The sequence below is a fragment of the Streptomyces sp. KM273126 genome (assembly GCF_004337435.2).
In the GTDB taxonomy this organism is placed as follows: domain Bacteria; phylum Actinomycetota; class Actinomycetes; order Streptomycetales; family Streptomycetaceae; genus Streptomyces; species Streptomyces acidicola.
Map to the genome: position 1 here is coordinate 7,011,995 of NZ_SJXB02000001.1, position 21,537 is coordinate 7,033,531.

General features: G+C 68.8%; 17 protein-coding genes and 2 pseudogenes. 18 read left to right on the top strand and 1 reads right to left on the bottom strand.

Features of this window, described 5'->3' with window-relative positions; all coding sequences use genetic code 11:
- Positions 1-347 precede the first annotated feature (347 nt).
- A complete protein-coding gene (locus E0500_RS29545) occupies positions 348-1,013 on the bottom strand; it encodes an HD domain-containing protein (RefSeq protein ID WP_258573002.1) in 666 nt (221 codons plus the stop codon).
- Between the two features lie 73 nt (positions 1,014-1,086).
- Here E0500_RS29545 and E0500_RS29550 point away from each other — a divergent pair, with 73 nt between their 5' ends.
- From E0500_RS29550 to E0500_RS29625, 18 genes and pseudogenes are all read left to right on the top strand, one after another.
- The gene (locus E0500_RS29550) at positions 1,087-2,043 is read left to right on the top strand and encodes a GlxA family transcriptional regulator (RefSeq protein ID WP_131559551.1); all 957 of its coding nucleotides are present in this window, start codon (positions 1,087-1,089) and stop codon (positions 2,041-2,043) included.
- Between the two features lie 331 nt (positions 2,044-2,374).
- Positions 2,375-2,641 (top strand): annotated as a pseudogene (locus E0500_RS44335) (DUF742 domain-containing protein); the annotation flags it as partial.
- A 23-nt stretch (positions 2,642-2,664) separates the two neighbouring features.
- Positions 2,665-3,564 carry an aminoglycoside phosphotransferase family protein gene (locus E0500_RS29555; RefSeq protein WP_131559553.1) on the top strand — a complete coding sequence of 300 codons (900 nt, stop codon included), beginning with the start codon at positions 2,665-2,667 and terminating at the stop codon, positions 3,562-3,564.
- Between the two features lie 285 nt (positions 3,565-3,849).
- On the top strand, positions 3,850-4,527 hold the full coding sequence (locus E0500_RS29560) for a GntR family transcriptional regulator (RefSeq protein ID WP_131559555.1): 678 nt from the start codon (positions 3,850-3,852) through the stop codon (positions 4,525-4,527).
- Between the two features lie 353 nt (positions 4,528-4,880).
- Positions 4,881-5,063: pseudogene (locus tag E0500_RS44340) on the top strand (IS5/IS1182 family transposase); the annotation flags it as partial.
- Between the two features lie 572 nt (positions 5,064-5,635).
- Positions 5,636-6,814: an FAD-binding oxidoreductase gene (locus tag E0500_RS29565; RefSeq protein ID WP_131559557.1), complete on the top strand. Its 1,179-nt coding sequence runs from the start codon at positions 5,636-5,638 to the stop codon at positions 6,812-6,814.
- Positions 6,811-7,071, top strand: coding sequence for a (2Fe-2S)-binding protein (locus E0500_RS29570; protein ID WP_181587189.1), 261 nt, complete (start codon positions 6,811-6,813; stop codon positions 7,069-7,071). The genes E0500_RS29565 and E0500_RS29570 overlap by 4 nt, the downstream gene beginning before the upstream one ends.
- Positions 7,061-8,455 carry an FAD-dependent oxidoreductase gene (locus E0500_RS29575; RefSeq protein ID WP_220141394.1) on the top strand — a complete coding sequence of 465 codons (1,395 nt, stop codon included), beginning with the start codon at positions 7,061-7,063 and terminating at the stop codon, positions 8,453-8,455. The genes E0500_RS29570 and E0500_RS29575 overlap by 11 nt, the downstream gene beginning before the upstream one ends.
- A gap of 2 nt (positions 8,456-8,457) precedes the next feature.
- Entirely contained in the window at positions 8,458-9,387 is a 930-nt protein-coding gene (locus tag E0500_RS29580; protein ID WP_131559560.1) for a dihydrodipicolinate synthase family protein, read from the top strand.
- 1 nt (position 9,388) lies between these two features.
- Positions 9,389-10,390: a proline racemase family protein gene (locus tag E0500_RS29585; protein WP_131559562.1), complete on the top strand. Its 1,002-nt coding sequence runs from the start codon at positions 9,389-9,391 to the stop codon at positions 10,388-10,390.
- A gap of 9 nt (positions 10,391-10,399) precedes the next feature.
- Positions 10,400-11,845 (top strand): aldehyde dehydrogenase (NADP(+)), encoded by a 1,446-nt coding sequence (locus E0500_RS29590; RefSeq protein WP_131559564.1) that lies wholly within the window; start codon positions 10,400-10,402, stop codon positions 11,843-11,845.
- Positions 11,846-11,944: 99 nt separating this feature from the next.
- Positions 11,945-12,970, top strand: coding sequence for a sugar ABC transporter substrate-binding protein (locus E0500_RS29595; protein WP_131559566.1), 1,026 nt, complete (start codon positions 11,945-11,947; stop codon positions 12,968-12,970).
- 5 nt (positions 12,971-12,975) lie between these two features.
- On the top strand, positions 12,976-14,523 hold the full coding sequence (locus E0500_RS29600; RefSeq protein ID WP_131559567.1) for a sugar ABC transporter ATP-binding protein: 1,548 nt from the start codon (positions 12,976-12,978) through the stop codon (positions 14,521-14,523).
- Positions 14,520-15,521: an ABC transporter permease gene (locus E0500_RS29605; RefSeq protein WP_131559569.1), complete on the top strand. Its 1,002-nt coding sequence runs from the start codon at positions 14,520-14,522 to the stop codon at positions 15,519-15,521. The genes E0500_RS29600 and E0500_RS29605 overlap by 4 nt, the downstream gene beginning before the upstream one ends.
- Positions 15,522-15,551: 30 nt before the next feature.
- Positions 15,552-17,591, top strand: coding sequence for a hydantoinase/oxoprolinase family protein (locus tag E0500_RS29610; protein ID WP_131559571.1), 2,040 nt, complete (start codon positions 15,552-15,554; stop codon positions 17,589-17,591).
- Positions 17,588-19,300: a hydantoinase B/oxoprolinase family protein gene (locus tag E0500_RS29615; protein WP_131559573.1), complete on the top strand. Its 1,713-nt coding sequence runs from the start codon at positions 17,588-17,590 to the stop codon at positions 19,298-19,300. Before E0500_RS29610 ends, E0500_RS29615 begins: the two co-directional genes overlap by 4 nt.
- Positions 19,297-20,493: an amidohydrolase family protein gene (locus E0500_RS29620; protein WP_131559575.1), complete on the top strand. Its 1,197-nt coding sequence runs from the start codon at positions 19,297-19,299 to the stop codon at positions 20,491-20,493. The genes E0500_RS29615 and E0500_RS29620 overlap by 4 nt, the downstream gene beginning before the upstream one ends.
- On the top strand, positions 20,490-21,362 hold the full coding sequence (locus E0500_RS29625) for an LLM class flavin-dependent oxidoreductase (protein ID WP_131559577.1): 873 nt from the start codon (positions 20,490-20,492) through the stop codon (positions 21,360-21,362). The genes E0500_RS29620 and E0500_RS29625 overlap by 4 nt, the downstream gene beginning before the upstream one ends.
- The last annotated feature ends 175 nt before the right edge of the window (positions 21,363-21,537 follow it).

Consider the following 21,537-nt stretch of genomic DNA (forward strand, 5'->3'; position numbering starts at 1 on the left):
AACGGTCACTTGGATTGGAGGTCGCCTACGACGTCGAGAAGTACGGCCGCCGGCCACCGGCCTGCTGCCGTTGTACCTCGGTGGCGATCTCCCGCTGGACGTTGCCGTCAGGTGCAGTGATGGTCAGAACGTTCGTAACCACGGCAACGCCTTCGGCAATGTGAATGCTGCGCAGGTCGAGCTTTACCTGGGGCTCAGAATCGAGGATTCCGGCCGGGGCTGCGCGGATGGCGTCGGCGCCGTGCAGGACGAAACGGTCACCATGAGGTCGGCGCCGGATTTCTCCGCCTATGAGTCGGTAGGCGCTGACCCAGTCGACGGAGAGCGACTGAGCGAAGGCCTCTCGCCTACTCCCCCCACGGACCATTGGCTACGCCACGCTCCATGAAGGTGACTCCATCTGCTTCCCGCTCACGCGCCAGGTGGTAGGCGAGCGCATAGGGGGGTGCGGCGGTCTCGGAGCGGGCTCCGTGGGCGAGGACTTCGTCAGCGAAATGGCGGACCCACTCGAGCCGTGGGTAGGCGGCATGGATCTGCCTCTGTTCCCTGGCCACGAGGTCGAAATGTTTGCCGAAGTCTATCCAGATGCCTTCGTAGGTGAGGTAGGTCAGCAGTCCCATTCGTTCGGGGATCTGCGGAGTGCTGTGAAGAGCGATCGCCTCCCAGACCCGGTCGACGTCCCGGGCGGGAGCGCCGAGATCTGTCAGCACTGTGGCGGCAAGATCGGCGCCTTCCATCTCGAACCGGAGCCGGCCGGGTGCGTCGGGGCCTGTTCCCAGGTCGTGCATCACATGGGCGGCGAAGAGGAGTTCCTCGTCGTAGTCCGCGTCGTTCAGGACGCCTTTTTGGGCGGCGAACAGACGGGCCCAGTAGAAACCGCGAATGCTGTGGTTGAGCACAGACGGATGCACCGCCGCACGTGCCGCGGCGAGGCTTGCCTCGACCAGCGGCCCAGCAGGAAGAGCGAGTACCTCGTTCTGCAGCCCTTCCGAGAGGGCGGGGGTGTCGGTCATGTCTCGACGTTATGAGACCGGCCCTCCTGCCGAAAGTGGCACGGATGCCAACCAGCGCTACAGTCGTGCCACCATGACAAACAGACACCACGTTGCAGTGCTCGTATTGCCCGGTGTGCTCCCGCTCGAGTTCGGTACCGCGACGCAGATCTTCGCAATGGACCCCCACTATGAGATGACCGTGTGCGGTGACACCGACACCGGCCTGGTGCCGGGGTGCGGCTTCGCGATCACCGTCGCGGCCGGCCTCGAGGCGCTGGGCGATGCCGACACTGTGATCATTCCGGGTTATGACGACATTGACGCGACCCCGTCAGCTGAGCTTCTTGTGGCGCTACGAGCAGCTCACGCCCGAGGCGCCCGACTCGTCTCCATCTGCACCGCGGCTTTCGTCCTTGCCGCGGCCGGGCTGCTCGACGGGCGCCCCGCGACCACACACTGGCGGCACGCCGAGCAATTGCGTCAGCGCTACCCACACGTCGATGTCGTGCCAAATCAGCTCTACGTCGACGACGGCGATATCCTCACGTCCGCCGGCGTGACTGCGGGAATCGACTTGTGCCTGCACCTGATCCGCACCGACCTGGGCGCCGCAGCAGCGAACACACACGCACGCGGTCTCGTCGCGCCGCCACGGCGACGGGGAGGCCAAGCACAGTTCGTCGAACAATTCCGCCCCGAAGCGAGCGCAGATGAACTTGCACCTCTGCGGGAGTGGATGCTTGACAATCTTGCGAAGCCCCTGACCATCGACCACCTCGCAGAACGCGCCCATATGTCGCGGCGGACCCTGATCCGCCGCTTCAGCGAGGAGACCGGCACTCCGCCCATAACCTGGCTGACCGACGCACGCATTGACCGAGCACGCGAACTCCTGGAGACGACCACTGTGCCCATCGAGCAGATCGGCCGCCTGACCGGTCTCGGCGCCCCCGCTTCCTTGCGGGCCGCATTCCATCGACGCGTCGGCACCTCACCTCAGGAATACCGGACCCTGTTCCGCCACAAGGACGAGATGGCGGACGCGTGACCGTCAAACCTTTGCCGCAAGACGGTCGCGTATGCATCACTCCTGTCTTCCCTTGAGTCCTCGTAGATTCACCGAAGGTGACGGCTTCACCCAGACACGTTCCACGCCAACAGCCATCCGCTGACTGGACGGCGAGTTGTCGAAAGGTGCGTCGGTAGGCTGCTGGGGTAGTGCCAAGAGCCTTGTGGAAGTGTGTGCCTCGACGACTGCCGGGTTCACGGAACGGATCCCAGAAGGGGTCGATGCCATCCCCCAAGGGCTTCAAGAACCAGGTCATCGGACACGGAGCAAAGCCTTCCGCCTCGACCTCACCGACGCCGTCCTCACCACGGTGGACCCGCGTTACAACCTGGCCATCGAGGCGCTCGTCTCCACCGCTGCTGAAACTCGCCAGGGGGCGGGGATGCTGCCGGAACACCAGGGGATCTGCCACCTGCGCCGGGAGACCAAGTCGGTCGCCGAGATCGCGGCGCTCATCAACGTGCCCATGGGAGTTGCCCGCATCCTCGTAGCCGATCTTGCGGAAGCAGGAATCGTCGCTGTTCACCAGCCGCAGGCCGCCGAGGCCGGCAGCGCACCTGCCATGGGCCTGCTCGACGGCGCCCAGCGCGCGAGTGTGGCATGGAGCTGCATGACGACCTGGTGCCGGAACTCGGCTGTGTCGGAGAGCTGGTCAGGCGCCTGGTCGATGCGCAGTTCCCGCAGTGGGCCCATCTGCCCCTGGAACTGCTCGACCCGGCCGGATCGGACCATGTGATCTACCGGCTGGGGGAGGAACTGTCCGTCCGGCTGCCCCGCCATGCCGGGGCCATCGGGCAGGCCAAGAAGGAGTCTGAGTGGCTGCCCCGGCTCGTCCCGCACCTGCCCCTGGCCATCCCCGTGCCGGTGGGTGTTGGAGAACCCGCGTTCGGATACCCGTGGCCGTGGGCGGTGTCCCGCTGGCTGGACGGCGAGGTGGCGACCGTTGAGGCGCTGGCAGACTCGTCCGAGGCCGCCGTCGAACTGGCGGAGTTCCTGACCGCCCTTCAACGGTTCGCGCCCGAGGGCATCTCGGTCGAGGACGCCCGCGAGGACCTCACCGGCGGGCTGCTGGCCGACCGGGACCGTGCCACGCGGGCCGCCATCGAGAAGGTCGACGGCGCGTTCGACGCCGCGGCGATGAGCGAGCTGTGGGACACGGCGCTGAGCACCCCCGGTTGGGATCGTCCGCCGGTCTGGTTCCACGGCGACTTCCACACCGGCAACCTGCTGACCGTCGGCGGCCGCCTCAGCGCGGTCATCGACTTCGGCGAGCTCGGCATCGGCGACCCCGCCTGCGACCTGACCATCGCCTTCACCCTGATGTCGGCCCGGAGTCGGGATGCCTTCCGCACCGCGCTCGGCGTGGACGACGCCACCTGGACGCGGGGCCGCGGCTGGGCCCTGGCCACCGGCCTGAACGCCTACACCTCCTACGCCGCCGTCAATCCCCGGGTTGCCACGCAGACCACCCGGCAGATCACCGAGGCACTCATCGGCTAGCTTCGTCCGGGCCCGTACGCGGCCATGCCCGCCAACGCACCCAGCCCTCAGGAGCCAGGAGGTTCCTCGGCGGCCCGCCCGCCACGGCTTCGAGGCCGCTGTGTCAGTCCCTCCCTCTACGGTTTGCCCATGACTCCTGAGATGTGGGACCGGTGCCGACCGGCGGCCGTTGAGTCGCAGAGTGCCGAAGCTCGCCAGGTGGCAGGCGTCCCCGCGGCAGACCTATAGAATGTGCTATTGCACTGAGGAGGGTGCACATGGCCGTTGGTGACAAGGGGGAAATTCATGGCGAACGCGAACCACGGGCCTCTGGGGTCCGTCGTGCCTGCCAGCAGTCTGCGTGAGCAGGCCGAGGAGGCGATCGCCGCTGCCATCGTTTCAGGTCAGATGCCTCCGGGTGAGGTGTTCTCCGCCCCAAGCCTGGCCGCCCGCTTCGGTGTCTCGGCCACGCCGGTCCGTGAGGCGATGCTCAACCTCTCCAAGCGCGGCATGGTGGACATCGTGCGCAACAAGGGCTTCCGTGTTACCGCGGTCAGTGAGGACGAAATGCGTGCGATCGTCGACGTGCGCCAGTTGTTGGAAGCCCCGGCTGTTGGGCGGCTCGCGGGGGTGCTCTCCGAGGACGAACTGGGCCGTTTGCGGGGTTTGGCCGAGGAGATCGTACGCGGTGCCCGCGATGCCGACCTGGCCCGTTACCTGCAGGCCGACACGACCTTCCACCTCACGCTGTTGAAGCTGGCCGGCAACATGCGGCTGCATAACATCGTGGCTGACCTGCGTGCACAGACTCGTCTGACGGGCTTGGCCGAGTTGGTGGCAACGGAGGAACTGAGGGCGTCCGCTCGCGAACACCTGGAGCTGCTGGAGCTGCTGGAAGCGGGGGACGCCGAGGAGTGCGAGCGATTGATGGTCAGGCACATTGGTCACGTGCTGGGCTGGTGGGCCGGCCACAGGGAGGCGTAACGCCCTTGATGTGCGCCGCGCCAGTATGCCCCGCCCGCGTGCGGGCGTCGGCGTGCCACCAGCGTTCCGGGTCTCGCTTCCGCTGGGTTGGACGGCCTGGCAGTGGGTGTGTGCTCGCGGTGAAGTGGTTCTTGGATGTAGAAGAGGCACGAGCCTGAGCGATCATGGCGTTCTCTGCGATCGGTGATCACCGGAGGGCTCGCGCCCGGTCCAGCCATCATGCCTGCTGGCCCCCTGTGGGACGAGCTCCCGGTGCCGGCCCCTCCGCTCATCGCTGGCCTGTGCGCGCCAGGGGCAGCCGCAGCTTCAGGCCCCGGCGTCGGAGGCGTGCAACCGGATGATGCCGGGAACCGGACGAGCTGTCCGTGGACGGCTGCATCACCAAGGCTCCCTGCGGAGGCAAGGCCGCAGGTCGTTCCCCAGTGGGCCGGGGCGGGGAAGGCCCCAAGCGCTCGATGGCCACCGGGGCCGGCGGCATCCCGCTCGACATCGGCTCCGCCGGAGCCAACCGGCACGCCTCAATGCTCGTCTCGCCCCTGGAAGCTGCCTGGTGCTCTGACCGTGAAGGTTCGCTGGAACGGCGGTGGTCGGCCTCGGACGGCATCTCCGGAGTGGATCAAGCCTGCCGATCACGCCCGGCGAAGTGCCTTCTTGGCGGCATGGATCGACTTCAGCGCGGCCAGGCTGTGGGCGGTGCCCTTGCGGTGGAGGTTGATGCCCAGCGTGTGTTGTCGCCGATGAAGTAGCAGCCGTGGAAGTCGGCGACGCCGTGGGGTGCGGCGGAGGGTGGTCGGCAGCCGGCTGGGATTCGCCCAGCAGGAGTCGGCGGCGGGTCGGATCCCCAGGGGCCTGGACTCGTCTACGGTCCGGGCGGTGTACCAGTACGTGCTCCATGCGGTCGAGCTTGACGTCGTGGCTGGAGGGCCGGGTGACCCGTGTTTTGGTGCGCTGGAAGGTTACGCCGTGGCGTAGGGGTAGGCACTGTAAAGCCTCACGGTTGATGTGCGGGCGGTTGCCTCCGGCCGGCGCTTCCGTCAGACGGGCGGGGGCTCAAGGTTCAGTGGCGACGTCATTGCCAATAAAACATGGCATGTGACATAGTACTGAAATGGAGAGTTCGGACGTCGTCATTGTGGGGGCCGGCATCGTCGGGGCTGCCGTGGCCAGGCGGTTGGCTCTGGGCGGGTTCCGGGTCACCGTACTCGACCGTGGTGCTTCCGCCGGCGGAACGTCCTCCAGTGGTGAGGGGAATCTGCTCGTCTCCGACAAGGGTCCCGGCGCCGAACTGGACCTCGCGGTACTGTCGGGCCGTCGGTGGGCCGAATTCGCCGCTGAGCTCCCTGCCGAATTGGGCCCCGGCTTCCCCGATATCGAGTTCGAAGCCAAGGGCGGCCTGGTGGTCGCGACGACCTCGACGGGGGCGGACGCTCTGCTCGCGTTCGCCGATACGCAGCGGAGCGCGGGGGTGGACGCCCGCCCGGTGACCGCCGCCGAGGCCGCCGAACTGGAGCCCGACCTCACGCCGCGCGTCGCCGCGGCTGTCTTTTATCCCGATGACGCCCAGGTGCAGCCGACTGTCGCGACCGAGGCTCTGCTTGCTTCGGCTCGCAGGCACGGTGCGCGGCTGCGGCAGGGGGTCACTGTTCTCGGTGGCGTCGTTTCCGGGGGGCGGCTCGTTGGTGTGGACACCACTGCCGGGCGATTCGGTGCAGAGTACACAGTCGTGGCCGCCGGGCCTTGGTCGGCTGAGGTTGCCGGGAGTTTCGGCGTCCGTCTTCCGGTGCTGCCCCGACGCGGGACCGTGCTGGTCACCACGCGGATGCCGCGCCGCATCCGACACAAGGTGTACGACGCCGACTACGTCGGCGCCGTCGAGTCGGAGATGGCCGCCTTGCAGACTTCCAGCGTCGTCGAGTCGACGGCAGCTGGAACCGTTCTTATCGGGTCGTCGCGGGAGCGGCGTGGTTTCGACGAGCGGATCGAGGCCGCGGTGGTCGGCGAACTGGCTGCCAAGGCGTTGATCCTTTTCCCTTTCCTGGCCGACGTGCCGGTCATGCGGGCATACGGCGGGTTCCGGCCGTACGTGCCCGATCATCTTCCGGTCATCGGCCCTGATCCGCGCCTGCCTGGCCTGTGGCACGCGACCGGGCACGAGGGCGCGGGTATCGGACTCGCGGCCGGTACGGCGGAGTTGATCGGTGCGCTCATGACCGGGGTGGAGCCGGAGATCCCGGCCGCTCCCTTCGCCGTGACGCGTGAATCGCTGAGGAAGGTGACGACCGGATGAAGATCTCCGTGACCGTGGACGGCGAGCGGCTGGGCGCCGTGGCCGGGCAGACGGTTGCCGGGTTGCTGATGTCGCGTGGCCGCGTCTCCTGGCGGACGACCTCCAGGACGGGCCGGCCTCGCGGCCTGTTCTGCGGCATCGGCGTCTGCTTCGACTGCCTGGTGACGGTGAACGGGCTCAGCGATGTGCGTGCCTGTCAACGCCGGGTGGCCGACGGTGATGTCGTCGAGACGGGGGCGGTCGATGATGAGCGTTGACGTGCTGGTGATCGGAGCCGGGCCGGCCGGGCTGGCCGCTTCCCAAGCTGCCCGTCGAGCAGGTGCTCGGGTCGTGCTGCTCGACTCGTCGGACGTGCTGGGTGGTCAGTTCTGGCGGCAGCCGCTCACCGGGGGCTCTGATGCGGACATCCGCGCGTTGCAGCACAAGTGGGCCCGGTTTGTCGCGCTGCGGCGGGTCCTGACGGGCGATCCGGATTGCGAGATTGTCACCGGCGCCCAGGTCTGGGCGGTGGATCGCCGTGACGACGCGCCGCCGGTCGTGCACGCGCTGGTCGGCCCGGCCGACGGCGGGGACCGTCAGCGCCGGGTTTTCGTGCCACGTGCTCTGGTGCTTGCCACCGGGGCGCACGAGCGCACGCTGCCGTTCCCGGGCTGGGACCTGCCGGGTGTCTATACGGCCGGCGCTGCGCAGGCGATGGCCAAGAGCGAGGGGGTCGCTGTGGGCAAGCGGGTGCTGGTCGCGGGCACCGGGCCGTTCCTGCTTCCCGTTGCCGCCAGTCTCATGCATGTGGGCGCGACCGTGGTCGGTGTCGTTGAGGCGAGCAGTTGGCGGCGGATCGCCCGGGGCTGGCTGCCGCGCCCCCACGAGTTGAGGCCGAAGGACCTGATGTCCAAGTCGGCCGAACTCGGCGGGTACGTACGTGCTCTGGCCACGCGCCGCGTTCCATACCGAACGGGCGCGGCAGTGCTGGCTGCGCATGGCGACAGCCGGGTGACCGCGGTGACCGTGGCCCGGATCGCCGACGACTGGACGCCTCGTCAGGGCACCGAGCAGCGTGTCGAAGCCGACGCGGTATGCGTCAGCCACGGTTTTGTCCCGCGTACGGAGATCGCCATCTCCGCAGGCTGCGCGCTCGCCGCCGACGGGAGCGTGCGCGTCGACGAAGAGCAGCGCACGTCGGTGCCGGGCGTCTACGCGGCCGGTGAGATCACCGGTATCGGCGGCGCCGACCTGGCCCTCGCCGAGGGGGAGGCCGCCGGGCGGGCGGCGGCGGGCCGCGCCGGAGGCGCCGCCGAGGTGGCCCGACACCGCGCCTTCGCCGACCGTATGCACAGGGCGCACGGCATTCGTCCCGGCTGGAAGACCTGGGTCGGCGACGACACGGTCGTCTGCCGCTGCGAGGAGGTGACCGCCGGGCAGCTGCGCACTGTGCTCGCCGCGACCGAGACGCGTGGTCTGCGCTCACTCAAGCTCAGCTCACGCGCCGGTCTCGGCATCTGCCAGGGCCGCACCTGCGGCCGAAACGTTGAGGACCTGCTCCCTGACGCTCCGCTGGATCCCGGACGAACGGCGAATCGTCCGATCGTTGTCCCGGTCCGGCTCGGCGAAATCGCCGCACCCCCTGTCGAACGAGAGGTATGACCATGACCAGCAAGCAATTCGATCTCGGCGGCGTCATCGTCGCGACGGCACTGCCCTACAAGGCGGACAGCTCCGCCCCCGCAGGCCTCGCCGTCGACTACGACCGCTACGCCGAGCACTGCGACTGGCTGATCAGCAATGGCTGCCGTGGCGTCGGGCCGAACGGCTCCCTCGGCGAGTACTCGTCGCTGACCGACGAGGAGCGGCGCCGCGTAGTGCAGGTCGCCGTCGAGGCAGTAGCAGGACGCGGCCTTGTGGTGGCCGGCGTGCACGGCGCGGGCTGGCACCAGGCCCGGCACTGGGCCGAGCTGGCCAAGGAGGACGGCGCCGACGGCGTGCTGGCCCTGCCGCCGACCCTTTACCGGGCCAGCGACGAGCAGGTGGTCGACCACTACAAGCACATCGCTGAGGTCGGCCTGCCGATGATGATCTACAACAATCCGTTCGACACCAAGGTCGATCTCGTGCCGCAGCTGGTGGCGGAGCTCGCCGAGATCGACGAGGTAGTGGCGATCAAGGAGTTCAGCGGGGACGTCCGGCGGGCGTTCGAGATCCGCGAGCTGTGCGACATCGACGTCATCGCGGGCGCCGACGACGTGCTCTTCGAGCTGATGGTCGACGGTGCGGTCGGCTGGTTCGCGGGTTTCCCCAACACCTTCCCGGCCGAGTCCGTCGCGATCTACGAGCACATGGTGGCCGGCCGTTACGACCAGGCCCGTGAGCTCTACAAGCAACTCGTCGCCGTGTTCCGGTGGGACTCGCGGACCGAGTTCGTACAGGCCATCAAGCTCGGCATGGACATGGTCGGCCGGTTCGGCGGCCCGTGCCGCCCGCCGCGCGGCCCGCTCACCCCCGCGCACGAGAAGCAGGTGCGCGCCGACATGGAACGCGCGATCGCCGGGATCGCGGCGTTGTCCCCGGCGGCGGTCTGACATGCGGGCGAAGCGCCTGTTCTCGGCAGTCGACTCGCACACCGAGGGAATGCCCACCCGAGTGGTCACCGGCGGGATGGGCGTCATTCCCGGCGCGACGATGAACGAGCGCCGACTGCACTTCATGGAGCATCTGGACGATGTTCGCCGGCTGCTGATGAACGAGCCACGCGGGCACGCCGCGATGAGCGGGGCGATCCTGCAGCCGCCAACCCGGCCGGACGCCGATTTCGGCGTGCTGTTCATCGAGGTCTCCGGTTGCCTGCCGATGTGCGGCCACGGGACGATCGGGGTGGCCACGGTGTTGGTCGAGACCGGCATGGTCGCGGTCACCGAGCCGGTCACCACGATCCGGCTGGACACCCCGGCCGGGCTGGTGGTGGCGACCGTCCAGGTCAGCGACGGGCACGCCGACTCGGTGACGCTGGAGAACGTGCCGGCGTACAGCGACCGGCTGGACGCGACGATCGACGTGCCGGGGTTCGGGCGGGTGCCGTACAGCCTGGCCTTCGGCGGCAACTTCTACGCGATGGTCGACCTGGACGCGGTCGGGCTTCCGTTCGACCGGGCCCATAAGACCGAGATCGTCACCGCGGGGTTGGCCATCATGGACGCGATCAACACCCAGGCGCCGCCGAAGCATCCGGAAATCGCCGGCCTCGACCACTGCCATCACGTCGAGTTCATCGCACCCGGCTCGACGGCCCGGCATTCCCGGCACGCGATGGCGATCTTTCCCGGCTGGTTCGACCGGTCACCGTGCGGCACGGGAACGTCCGCGCGGATGGCCGAGCTGTGGGCCCGCGGCGAGCTGGCGATCGGCGCCGACTTCATCAATGAGTCGTTCATCGGCAGCCGGTTCACCGGGCGGCTGATCGGCGAGACGACGGTCGGCCCGCACCCCGCCGTCGTGCCGACCATCACCGGCCGCGCCTGGGTCACCGGGTTGGGGCAGTACATGCTCGACCCGTCCGACCCGTACCCGGCGGGCTTCGAGTTCTGAGGAAGAGTCATGGACCTCACCGAGACCTCGCCGACCCAGCGGGCAGGTCTGCTCAATGCGATCGCGGACGAGCTGACGGCCGCGGCCGACGAGTTGGTACCGCAGGCGATGGCCGAGACCGGGCTGGCCGAGGCGCGGTTGCGCGGCGAGTTGAAGCGCACGGTCGTGCAGCTGCGGTTGTTCGCCGACGTCTGCGCCGAGGGGGAGTTCCTCGACGTGCGCATCGACGAGGCCGACCCGGGGTTCGTGCTGGGCCCGCGTCCCGACCTGCGCCGGTTCAACCTGCCGGTGGGCCCGGTGCTGGTGTTCGCGGCGAGCAACTTCCCGTTCGCGTTCTCGGTCGCCGGCGGTGACACGGCCTCCGCGCTGGCCGCCGGATGTCCCGTGATTCTCAAGGCGCACCCCGGACATCCCCGGCTGTCGGCACTGACCGCCGAGAAGGTACGGGGTGCGCTGCTCAGGGTCGGCCTGCCTGCAGAGACCTTCGAGGTGGTCTTCGACCAGGAGGACGGCGTACGGCTGCTGCGCGACGACCGGATCGCCGCGGCCGCGTTCACCGGTTCTTTCGAGGTCGGCCGGCTGCTCGCCGGGATCGCCGCCGGGCGCGAGCGCCCGATCCCGTTCTACGGTGAGCTGGGCAGCGTGAACCCGGTCGTGGTGACGCCGGCTGCGTTGGCCGAACGGGCCGACGCGGTCGCGTCCGGCTTCGTCGCCAGCGTCTCCGGATCGGCCGGCCAGCTCTGCACCAAACCCGGCTTCCTGTTTCTGCCGGACGGCCACGGCCTGGCCCGGACGCTCGGCTCAGCAGCGGACGCGGTGCCCGGCCATCCGCTGCTGCACGAGGGCATAGCCGCCGCCTACACCGAGCGCCGCGGCGCCGTGCTCGCGGCACCGGGAGTGGCCGTGCTGGCCGAGGGATCCGTCGAGGCGGCCCCGGACGGCTGGAGCCGGGCCACTCCGACCCTGGTCGAGGCGGGACTGGACGATCTGCTGAAGCAGCGGAGCGCACTGCTGGACGAAGCGTTCGGTCCGCTGTCGATCGTCGTGCGCTACGACCCGGACCGCCCGGACCTACTGATGGATGCGATCGGCAGGCTGTTCCCGGGTGCGCTGACGGCCACGGTGCACAGTGCCGCTGGGGAGAACCACGAGTGGCTGCGAAGGCTCGTCGCGTTGCTGCGTGAACGCGTGGGCCGCTTGCTCTTCAACGGCTGGCCGACCGGTGTCGCGGTGACTCCCGCGATGCAGCACGGTGGCCCCTACCCGGCCACCACCGCCCCGGCGACGACGTCCGTGGGTACGGCCGCGATCCAGCGTTTCCTGCGCCCGGTAACCTTCCAGAACTGCCCACCGGAGCTGCTCCCCCCTGTGCTGCGTGACGACAACCCGTGGCGGGTGCCGCAGCGTCGTGCGGCTGCCGGAGCGTCGGTGAACTGGGGAAACCCCGTCTCCTGACGCAGGGACGAAACAGATTTTTTACCGGTGACACTCTTCCCCCCGTAGTGCGGTGTGACATATTACTGCGCCATAGCGAACAAAAGCGGAGGTACTCCGATGAACAGATTCCGCACCCGGGTCACCGCCACTCTGGCTCTGACCACCACCACCGCCCTCCTGCTCACCGCCTGCGGAGCGGCCGACTCGGTCAGCTCAAGCGGCGGCACACGCAAGGTCGCCGTACTCGCGGCCTCCAGCCAGAACGGCTACAACCAGGCCGTCTACAAGGGCGTCCAGCAGGCCGCGGCCGCATCCGGCAAGAAGATCACCCTGAAGCTCCTTGACGGCCAGTTCGACTCGAACACGCAGTTGTCGCAGCTGCAGAACGTCACCAGCACCGGCAACTACGACGGTGTCGTCGTAGTGCCCAACGACGGCGTCGGCCTGGCCGCGGCATTCCCGTTGTCCAAGAAGATCCCGGTCGCGACGGTGCTCAACCCCATAGGGCCGGACATCAACAAGATGGAGCCGCAGGTCGACGGCGTGGTCACCACCGTAGGAGTGCCGCCCGCCGCGGCTGCGCAGAAGCAGGCCGAGGGCGTGGTCACCTACTGCGCCCGCATCAACCCCTGCAAGGTCGTGCTGCTGGTCGGCAACCTGTCGACGCCGCTCGACGTGGCCCGCCGCAACGCCTACAAGAAGGTGCTCGGCGCCCACTCCAACATCAAGGTGGTCAGCACGGTCGAGGGCCAGTACGACCGGGACACCTCGCTCAAGGCGATCAGCAACGTGCTCCAGGCCCACAAGGACATCAACGTCATCCTGTCGAACGCCGACCAGGAGGCCGCCGGCGCGCAGATCGCCCTGCAGAACGCGGGCATCAAGCCGAGCAGCGTCTACCTGACGGGTGCCGGCGGCACCAAGGACGCCGTGGCGGCCGTCCGCTCCGGAGCATGGAAGGCCGCGTACATCAACTTCCCGCTGAGCATGGGCAAGGCCGCGATGGAGCAGCTGATCAAGGCGATGGACGGGGGCACGCCCAAGGCCGTGGTGGACTCGGACGGGATCGGCGGAGTCGAGCCGTACGCGACCAAGGAAACCCTGGCCAGGACCCCGGACTTCACCGGCGAATGGAACGGCTGACACCGATGGCCACCGCCCAGCCAGTCATCGAGCTAGCCGGCATCACCAAGCGGTTCGGCGGAACAGTGGCCCTGGAGGGCGTCGACCTGGTCGTGCACGCGGGCAGCGTGCACGCCCTGGTCGGGGAGAACGGGGCCGGAAAGTCAACCCTCGGCAAGATCGCAGCCGGAGTCTACACACCCGATTCGGGGCGCATCGCCGTCGAGGGACAGCCGGTCGGGCGCTGGGACACCGTACGGGCACAGCGCCGCGGGATCGTGATGATCGCGCAGGAGCTGTCGCTCGTGCCTGACCTGACGGTGGCACAGAACGTGTTCCTCGGCATCGAGCAGAGCAGCTTCGGCATCCTGCGCCGTAACCACGGCCGACGGTTCGCCGAGCTCGACGAGATCGCAGGCTTCGGCCTCGACCCGGATGCGCGGGTGGGCGATCTGCGCATCGCCGACCAGCAGAAGGTCGAGATCCTGCGCGCCCTGGCCCGGGAGGCCAAGGTGATCGTGATGGACGAGCCGACCTCGTCGCTCACCGCGCACGAGACCCAGCGGCTGCACGATGTGATCCGCCTCCTTACCGCGCAGGGACGGGCGATCGTCTACGTGTCGCACTTCCTCGACTCCGTGCTCGAGGTCGGCGACACCGTCACGGTGATGCGCGACGGCCGCAAGATCCGCACCGCGCCCGCGGCGGACCAGACCAAGTCGTCCCTGGTGGAGGCGATGCTTGGCCGGGAGCTCGCTGTCTCGTTCCCGTCTCTGCCGCCCGCGCCCCACCCGGACGTCGAACCGCTGCTCAAGGTGGAGGCGCTGGCCAGCGACGGGGGAGTGGAACGGGCCTCGTTCGAAGTACGGCCGGGCGAGATCGTCGGGCTGCTGGGGCTGGTCGGCTCCGGACGCACGGAAATCGCCCGAGCCCTGATAGGCGCGGACCGGGTCACCGCCGGAAGCGTCACGCTGGACGGCCGCACGCTCGGCCGGATGACACCGCGGCAAAGTCGCGATCTGGGCCTGGTGTTGGTCCCCGAGGACCGGCACGGGCAGGGCCTGGTACTGCAGCGCAGCGTCACCGAGAACATGACACTTGCCTCTCTGGCCCGCTTCTCCCGGTTCGGCGTCATCGACCGACAGGCAGTCAGCAGGCAGGTGGACGAGCTGGTCCGCCGCCTGGAGCTGCGCCCGGCCAAGCCCGAACTCCCGGTACAGAGCTTCTCCGGTGGCAACCAGCAGAAGGCGCTGATCGCCAAGTGGCTGGTCGGCGATCCGAAGCTGGTGATTCTCGACGAGCCGACCCGCGGTGTCGACGTCGGCGCCAAACTCGCCATCTACGAACTCATCGCCGACCTGGCGGCCCGCGGCATCGGAGTGCTGCTGATCTCCTCGGAACACGAGGAAGTGCTCGGCCTCGCCCACCGCGCCCACCTGGTCAGCCGTGGCGAGGTGCTCGACGAGGTGGACCCGCGCGGGCTGGCTGTCGAAGACGTCCTCCGGCGGCTGTTCGATGTCGCGGACACGGCCGGAACAGGCGAAGCAGGAAAGGCAAAGGAGTCCATGCCATGACCGCCACCGAAACCGCGCCCGAGGCCGGCGCAGGCGTTGCCCTCCACGGCGGCACCCCGATCGGCCCCCGCGTCATCGCCTTCGCCCGGGACTACGCCGCACTGATCCTGCTGGTCGCGATCTTCGTGACGCTGTCGATCATCTCGTCGTCGTTCCTGTCGTTCACCAACGTCATGAACATCCTCAACCAGAGCACACCGCTCGCGATCATCGCCGTGGCGGGCACGTTCGTCATCGTCTCAGGAGCGTTCGACCTCTCCACGGCGGCGATGTACGCGGTGGTCAGCGTGGTCGCCGCATCGATCGCCACGTCCACCGGCAGCACATGGACGGCCTTGCTCGCCGCGCCGGTGCTGGGCCTCGTCATGGGGGCGCTCAACGGACTCGCCGTGACCCGCCTGAACGTGCACTCGTTCCTCGCCACACTCGCCTCCAGCCTGGTCTACAAGGCGGTAGCCGTGCTGGTCACCGGGGGCTCGCTGATCACGGTGACCACGAGCGGCTTCTCCGATCTCGGGCGCGGTCAGGTCGCCGGGATCTTCTACTCGGTCCTCATCCTGCTGGTCGTCTTCGCCCTCGCATCACTCCTGCTCAACGGCACGGTCTTCGGCCGGCACGTGTTTGCCGTCGGAGGCAACTCCGACGCGGCTCATCTCTCCGGCGTGCGCGTGGACCGGGTCAAGGTCACCGTGTTCGCGCTCAGCGGCCTGGCCGTCGGCATCGCCGGCGCGATCGGAGTCTCCCGCCTCGCATCAGGCCAGCCGCAGGCCGGCAGCGGCCTCGAACTGCAGGCCATCGCAGCGATCATCCTCGGCGGCACCAGCATCTACGGAGGCATCGGCGCGGTCTGGCGCTCGCTGGTCGGCGTCTACCTGATCGCCTTGATCGGCAACGGCTTCGACATTCTCAACGTCAATCCGCAGATGAAAGACCTGGTCACGGGTGTCATCATCCTGGCCGCGGTGGCGCTCGCGGCCGCCGACCGGCGTCGGCGCTGACCCGTCCCCCCAGCGCAGAAAGGTTTCGACATGGCTGAAGTACGCGTCGCCATCGACGTCGGTGGCACCTTCACCGATGTGGTGAAACTCGTCCCGCAGACCGGGGAGCTGCGGTTCGAGAAGGTGGCCACCACCCCGGCCGAGCCCACCAAGGGGGTGCTCGCGGCCTTCGCCGCCGCCGAGGCCGCGCTGAACGAGGTGACCACCTTCAACCATGGCTCCACACTCGGCCTCAACTCACTGCTGACCCGCACCGGAGCCAAGGTGGCCGTGGTCGCCACTGCCGGCTTCCGCGACGTCTACCTGCTCGGGCGAACCGACCGGCGACCGATGTACGCGCTCACCTACCGCAAGCCGGAAGCCCTGCTGAAGCGGCGGGACACCTTCGAGGTGGTGGAGCGTTCGCTGTTCGACGGCAGCGTTGCGACACCGTTCGACGAGTCCAGTGCGCGCTCGGTCGCCGCCGAGATCGCAGCCGGCGGCTATCAGGCGGTCGCTGTCTCCTTCCTCCACGCGTACGCGAACCCGGCGCACGAACTCGCCATGCGGGACGTACTCCACGAGATCGCGCCCGGCGTCGAAGTGACCCTGTCGCACGAGCTGTCCGGCGAGTACCGCGAGTACGAGCGCACCTCGACGGCCGTACTGGACGCGTACATCAAACCGATCATGCGGACGTATCTCGAAGCCCTGGCGAAGCGGCTGGACGAGGGCGGCTTCGCCGGCCGGTTCCTGATGTCACGCTCCGGCGGCGGCGCGATGACCGCCGCCGCGGCAACCCGGCAGCCGGTCAACCTGATCCTGTCCGGTCCGGCCGGCGGTGTCGTGGGCGCCGCTTCACTCGCCAAGGTGATCGGCACCCCCAACATGATCACCATCGACATGGGCGGCACCAGCCTGGACGCCTCACTGGTGCTCGACGGTGAGCCAGTGCTGCACCAGGGCGCCGAGTTCGAGGGCCTGCCCATCAACACCACCTCGCTCAACATCCACACCATCGGCGCGGGCGGCGGCTCGATCGCCTGGCTGGACGCGGCCGGCGCCCTGCAGGTCGGCCCGCAGAGCGCCGGAGCCTCTCCGGGCCCGGCGGCGTACGGGCGAGGCGGCACCCAGCCCACCTTCACCGACGCAGCCCTGATCCTCGGCTACATGGGCAGCGACTCGCCGCTCGGCGGCTCGCTGCGACTCGACGACGATCTCGCCGCCAAGGCGCTGCAGCCGATCGCCGACCGACTCGGGATGAGCCTGCGGACGCTGGCCCGCGGCATCGTCCGCATCTCGACCATCAAAATCGTCGGCGCGGTCCGGGCGATCACCGTCGAACTCGGCCGCGACCCAAAGGACTTCGCGCTGCTCTCGTTCGGCGGAGGCGGCGGCCTGGTCGCCGTGGACGTGGCCCGCGAACTCGGTATCCCGACGGTCATCGTGCCGCCGGGACAAGGCGCGTTCTCGGCACTGGGCATGCTCATGGCCGACGTGCAGCACGACTATTCACGCACCGACGTGCTCCCCCTGGCCTCGACCCCACAGGCGTACTTCGAAGAGGCGTTCGCCACGATGGAGGCCGAGGCGAACACGGCCCTGGGCGACGAGGGCTTCGGCCCTGAGCACCGCAGCCTGCACCGTTCGGTCGACCTCCGCTACGCCGGCCAGGAGCACGCGGCGACCGTCCCCTACCCGGCCGAGAACGTCACCGACAACCTCGCGGAAAGCTTCCGAGCGCTCCATGAACGGCTGTACGGCCACGTCATGGACGACGCGGTCGAGATCGTGACGCTGCGACTGCGCGCGGTCGGCCTGGTCGACAAGCCCGCATGGCCCCGGCACACCGAGCGGACCATCGGCGAGCCGCCGGTGCTGGGTGAGCGCCAGGTCTTCACGCAGTCCGACACAGGCGTTCCCTACCGCCTGGTCAGCCGGGAGTCACTGATGGTCGGCGACATGATCGACGGCCCCGCGGTGGTCGCCGAGCACACGGCCACGACCGTATTGCACACCGGCGACCGGCTGCGCGTGGCCGAACACGGTGAACTCGTCATCAGCGTCCACGCGGAGGAGGAGAACCAGTGACCGACGCGATCACCCTTGAGGTCATCCGGCACGCCCTGCTGGCTGCCGCCGAAGAGATGGCCCGCAACCTGTGCCGGACGGCGTACAACACCGTGGTCTACGAGATCCACGACTACGGCATCGGCCTGCACGACGCGAACGGCGACGTGGTAGCCGACGCGCCCGGCATCGCGATCTTCACACGCGGCAACGACCACGGCATCCACCGGGCGATCGAGCACCTCGGCGCCGACAACCTGGCGCCCGGCGATGTGTTCCTGCTGAACTACCCGTACTGGTCGTCGGCGCACACACTGGACACCCTCGTCTTCGCACCGATCCACGTCGACGAGCAACTGATCGGCTTCGCCTCGTGCCGCATCCACGTGCTCGACCTGAAGCAGAAGAACCCCGGGTACGTGCTCGACTCGACCGACATGTATCAGGAAGGCATGTTCTTCCCCGGCTCGCGCCTCTACCGCGCGGGCGAGCCCAACCAGGAGATCTTCGACATCATCCGCTTCAACTCCCGGATGCCCGAGCGCACCGTCGGTGACCTGCAGGCCCAGGTCTCGGCCTGCGTGACGGGAGTACGGCGCGTCCAGGAACTGGCTGCCAAACACGGCGCCGACGTGCTGGCCGCCACGATGCGGTCGATCAACGACCACGGCGAACGGCTGGCCCGGCTGGCCCTGGCCGACCTGCCGCGCGGCACCTGGAGCGCCACCGACATCGTTGACTCCGACGGCGTCGACACCGACCGCGAGATCCTGCTCAAGGCCACGGTCACGATCACCGAGGACGAGTTCGTCGTCGACTGGACCGGCAGCGAACGAGACGTACGCGGCCCCATCAACCTGCCGGTGGGCCAGACGATCGCGCTCTCCAGTCTCGTGTTCAAGGCACTGACCACGCCGGACACCCCAGTGGTGGCCGGCAACTTCGCTCCGCTGAAGGTGATCACCGATCCCGGCAGCGTCATGCACGCCGTGCCACCGATGCCCACATTCACTCTGTGGACCGGTCTGCTCGCAGGCGAGGTGATCCTGAAGGCGCTCGCCCACGGCATGCCGGAGCGTATTCCGGCCTGCTCCGGCGGCGACGTCTCGTCGATGATGGGACTCGGAACGAACCCGCGAACAGGCCAGCCGTGGCTGGAAGCGACCAACGAGGCCGTCGGGTTCGGCGGGCACGCCGACGGCGACGGAGAAGACGGCATCATGCACATGTCCGAGCCGGGCTGTCGCAACAATCCGGTCGAGGTACTGGAACAGAAGTCGCCCATGTTCATCGAACACTATGGCTATGTGCCGGACACGGCAGGTCCGGGCAGGCATCGCGGCGGCGTCGGCGTCCAGCGTGTCTACCGGTTCACCGCACCGTCCACCGGCATCGCGCTGGTCTACCGCACCAAGTCGGCACCGTGGCCGATCGGTGGCGGCCGGCCTGCGACTCCCGCCCGGATCGTGCTCAACCCGGACACCGAGCGCGAGGTCGTCACCCGTGGCAGCTACAACTCGCTTGCGGCGGGAGACGTCCTCGCCAACGTCACCGGCGGCGGGGGCGGCTACGGGCCCGCGTTCGAACGCGAGCCGGCGAAGGTGCTGGAGGACGTGATCGACGGCTTCGTGTCGGTCGAGGCGGCCCGGTCCGCCTACGGGGTCGTGATCACCGAGCAACCGTGGGCAGTCGACGAGTCGGCCACGGCACAGTTGCGGGCGGCCCTGTGACCACGGCCGACCTCGTCATCACCGATGCGCTGCTGCACGAAGGCGAGCCCGTCGAAGCCGACGTGGTCGTACACGACGGGCGGATCGTGGCCGTCGGACCCGGTGAGGGCAAAAGCCACCCGGCGTCGCGGACACTCGCCGCCGCTGGAGCGTCGCTCCTGCCAGGCCTCATCGACGCGCATTTCCACGCCTACGCGACAAGCCTCGACGCGTGGCAGTTGGAGAACACACCGCTCAGCTTCGTGGCACTGGCAGGCGCCCGGAGGCTGAGCCGGGCGCTGCGCCGCGGGTTCACCACGGTCCGTGACGTCGCGGGTGGTGACGCCGGCCTGGACCAGGCGATCGCAACAGGACTGATCGAGTCCCCCCGCTACCTGTGGACCGGCCCGGCCATGAGCCAGACAGGCGGTCACGGCGACCCGCGCGCCGCCGACACCGACATCTGCTTTCACTCCGGGCCCATGAACCAGGTGGTCGACGGGGTGGACAACCTGAGGGTCGCGGCGCGCGACCGGTTCCGTCGCGGCGCACATGCCCTCAAGATCATGACCTCCGGCGGCGTGGTGTCGCCCACCGACCCGATCCGGGTGCCGCAGTACTCGGCCGAGGAGATCCGGGCGGTCACCGAGGAAGCCCGACGACGCGGCAGCTACGTCGCCGCCCACGCCTACTCACCCGAGGCGATCCGGCACTCGATCGCGTGCGGGGTGCGCTCCATCGAGCACGGCAACCTGTTGGACACGGACACGGCCGAAGCGATGGCCGCCGCCGGGGCGTTCCTGGTACCGACGCTGGCGGCCTACGACGCGATGGCCCGGCGCTGGCAGGAGGTAGCCCTGAGCCCCGTGCAACGCGCCAAGAACGCCGAGGTGCTGGACTCAGGCGTCAGAGCGGTACAACGCGCCCAAGAGGCCGGGGTGCGCGTCGGTTTCGGGACCGACTTGATGGCCGACCTGGAAGACGATCAACTGCGCGGACTGAAACTGCAAGCCGAAGCAATCGGCTGGCAGGCGGCCCTGCGCTCGGCAACCAGAGTGAACGCAGAGCTCATCAACCGGCCTGACCTGGGCCGCGTCGAGGTGGGCGCGACCGCCGACCTGCTTCTGCTGGACGGCCGACTCACCGATGACGAGACGCTGCTCTGGGACGAGAAGCGGAGCCGCACCGTGATGCAGGGCGGAGTGCCGAAGTGACAGTTCCTGACTTGTCCTGCCTGGTCCTGCCCGACCAGGCCCCGGCGGAGTTCCTGGCCCGAGTCCGTGACGCGGAGCAGGCGGGTGCGCGTACGGTCTGGATGTACGATCACTTGTCCTGGCGTGACCTGGCCGACGGCCCCTGGTTCAGTACGGTGCCGCTGCTCGCGGCAGCGGCCGGGGCAACATCCACCGTGCGCCTCGGTGCGCAGGTGGCGACGCCCAACTTCCGGCATCCCGTGCCGTTCGCGAAAGAGGTCATGACCCTCGACCACATGGCCGCGGGGCGGCTGGAGCTCGGTGTGGGAGCGGGCGCGGAAGACGCGGACGCACGCGTGCTCGGCCAGGCGCCGCTGACTCGCAGGGAGCGCAGCAACCGTTTCGAAGAGTGGGCGACGCTGCTCGCCACTCTGCTGGAGCAGGACCGTACGACGTTCCGTGGGTCCTTCTACAGTGCCGAAGACGCGCGAATGATCCCGGGCTGTGTGCAGCAGCCCCGGGTGCCGCTGACCGTCGCCGCGACGGGCCCACGGAGTATGCGACTGGCGGCACTCCTGGGCTCGGCCTGGGTGACGTATGGGCCGTACCGCCAGTCACCGGCGCCGCAGGAGTGGCTGGCGGCAATCGCGGAACAGAACAAAAGTCTGGGCAAGGCGATCGCCGAGGTGGCGCCAGGCAAACAGATCCGCCGCATCGCGCAGGTGGCGCTCGACGAAGCGCGCCCCTTCGGGGACGCGGACACCTACCGGCAGTTTGCCGAGGACGTGGCGGCAGCGGGGTTCGACGAACTCACCGTGCACTGGCCACGCCCCGACGGCCGAGGCGTGCCGACCGCCGCCATCGACATGGTCGTTGCCACTCACTCCTGAGCCGTTCGCAGGACTGGCCCACACGAGGACTGCTCCGTTTTTGCGGCCCCTCTGTCCATTCCAGCCACGGCCGAGGAAGGCATGACCTGCGCGGCGCCTGGTCGCCTGGACCAGGTGAGTGAGGGCCACACGGCGGTCCCAGAAGCGGTCCCAGCCCGGTCGACCGCGCACGGCC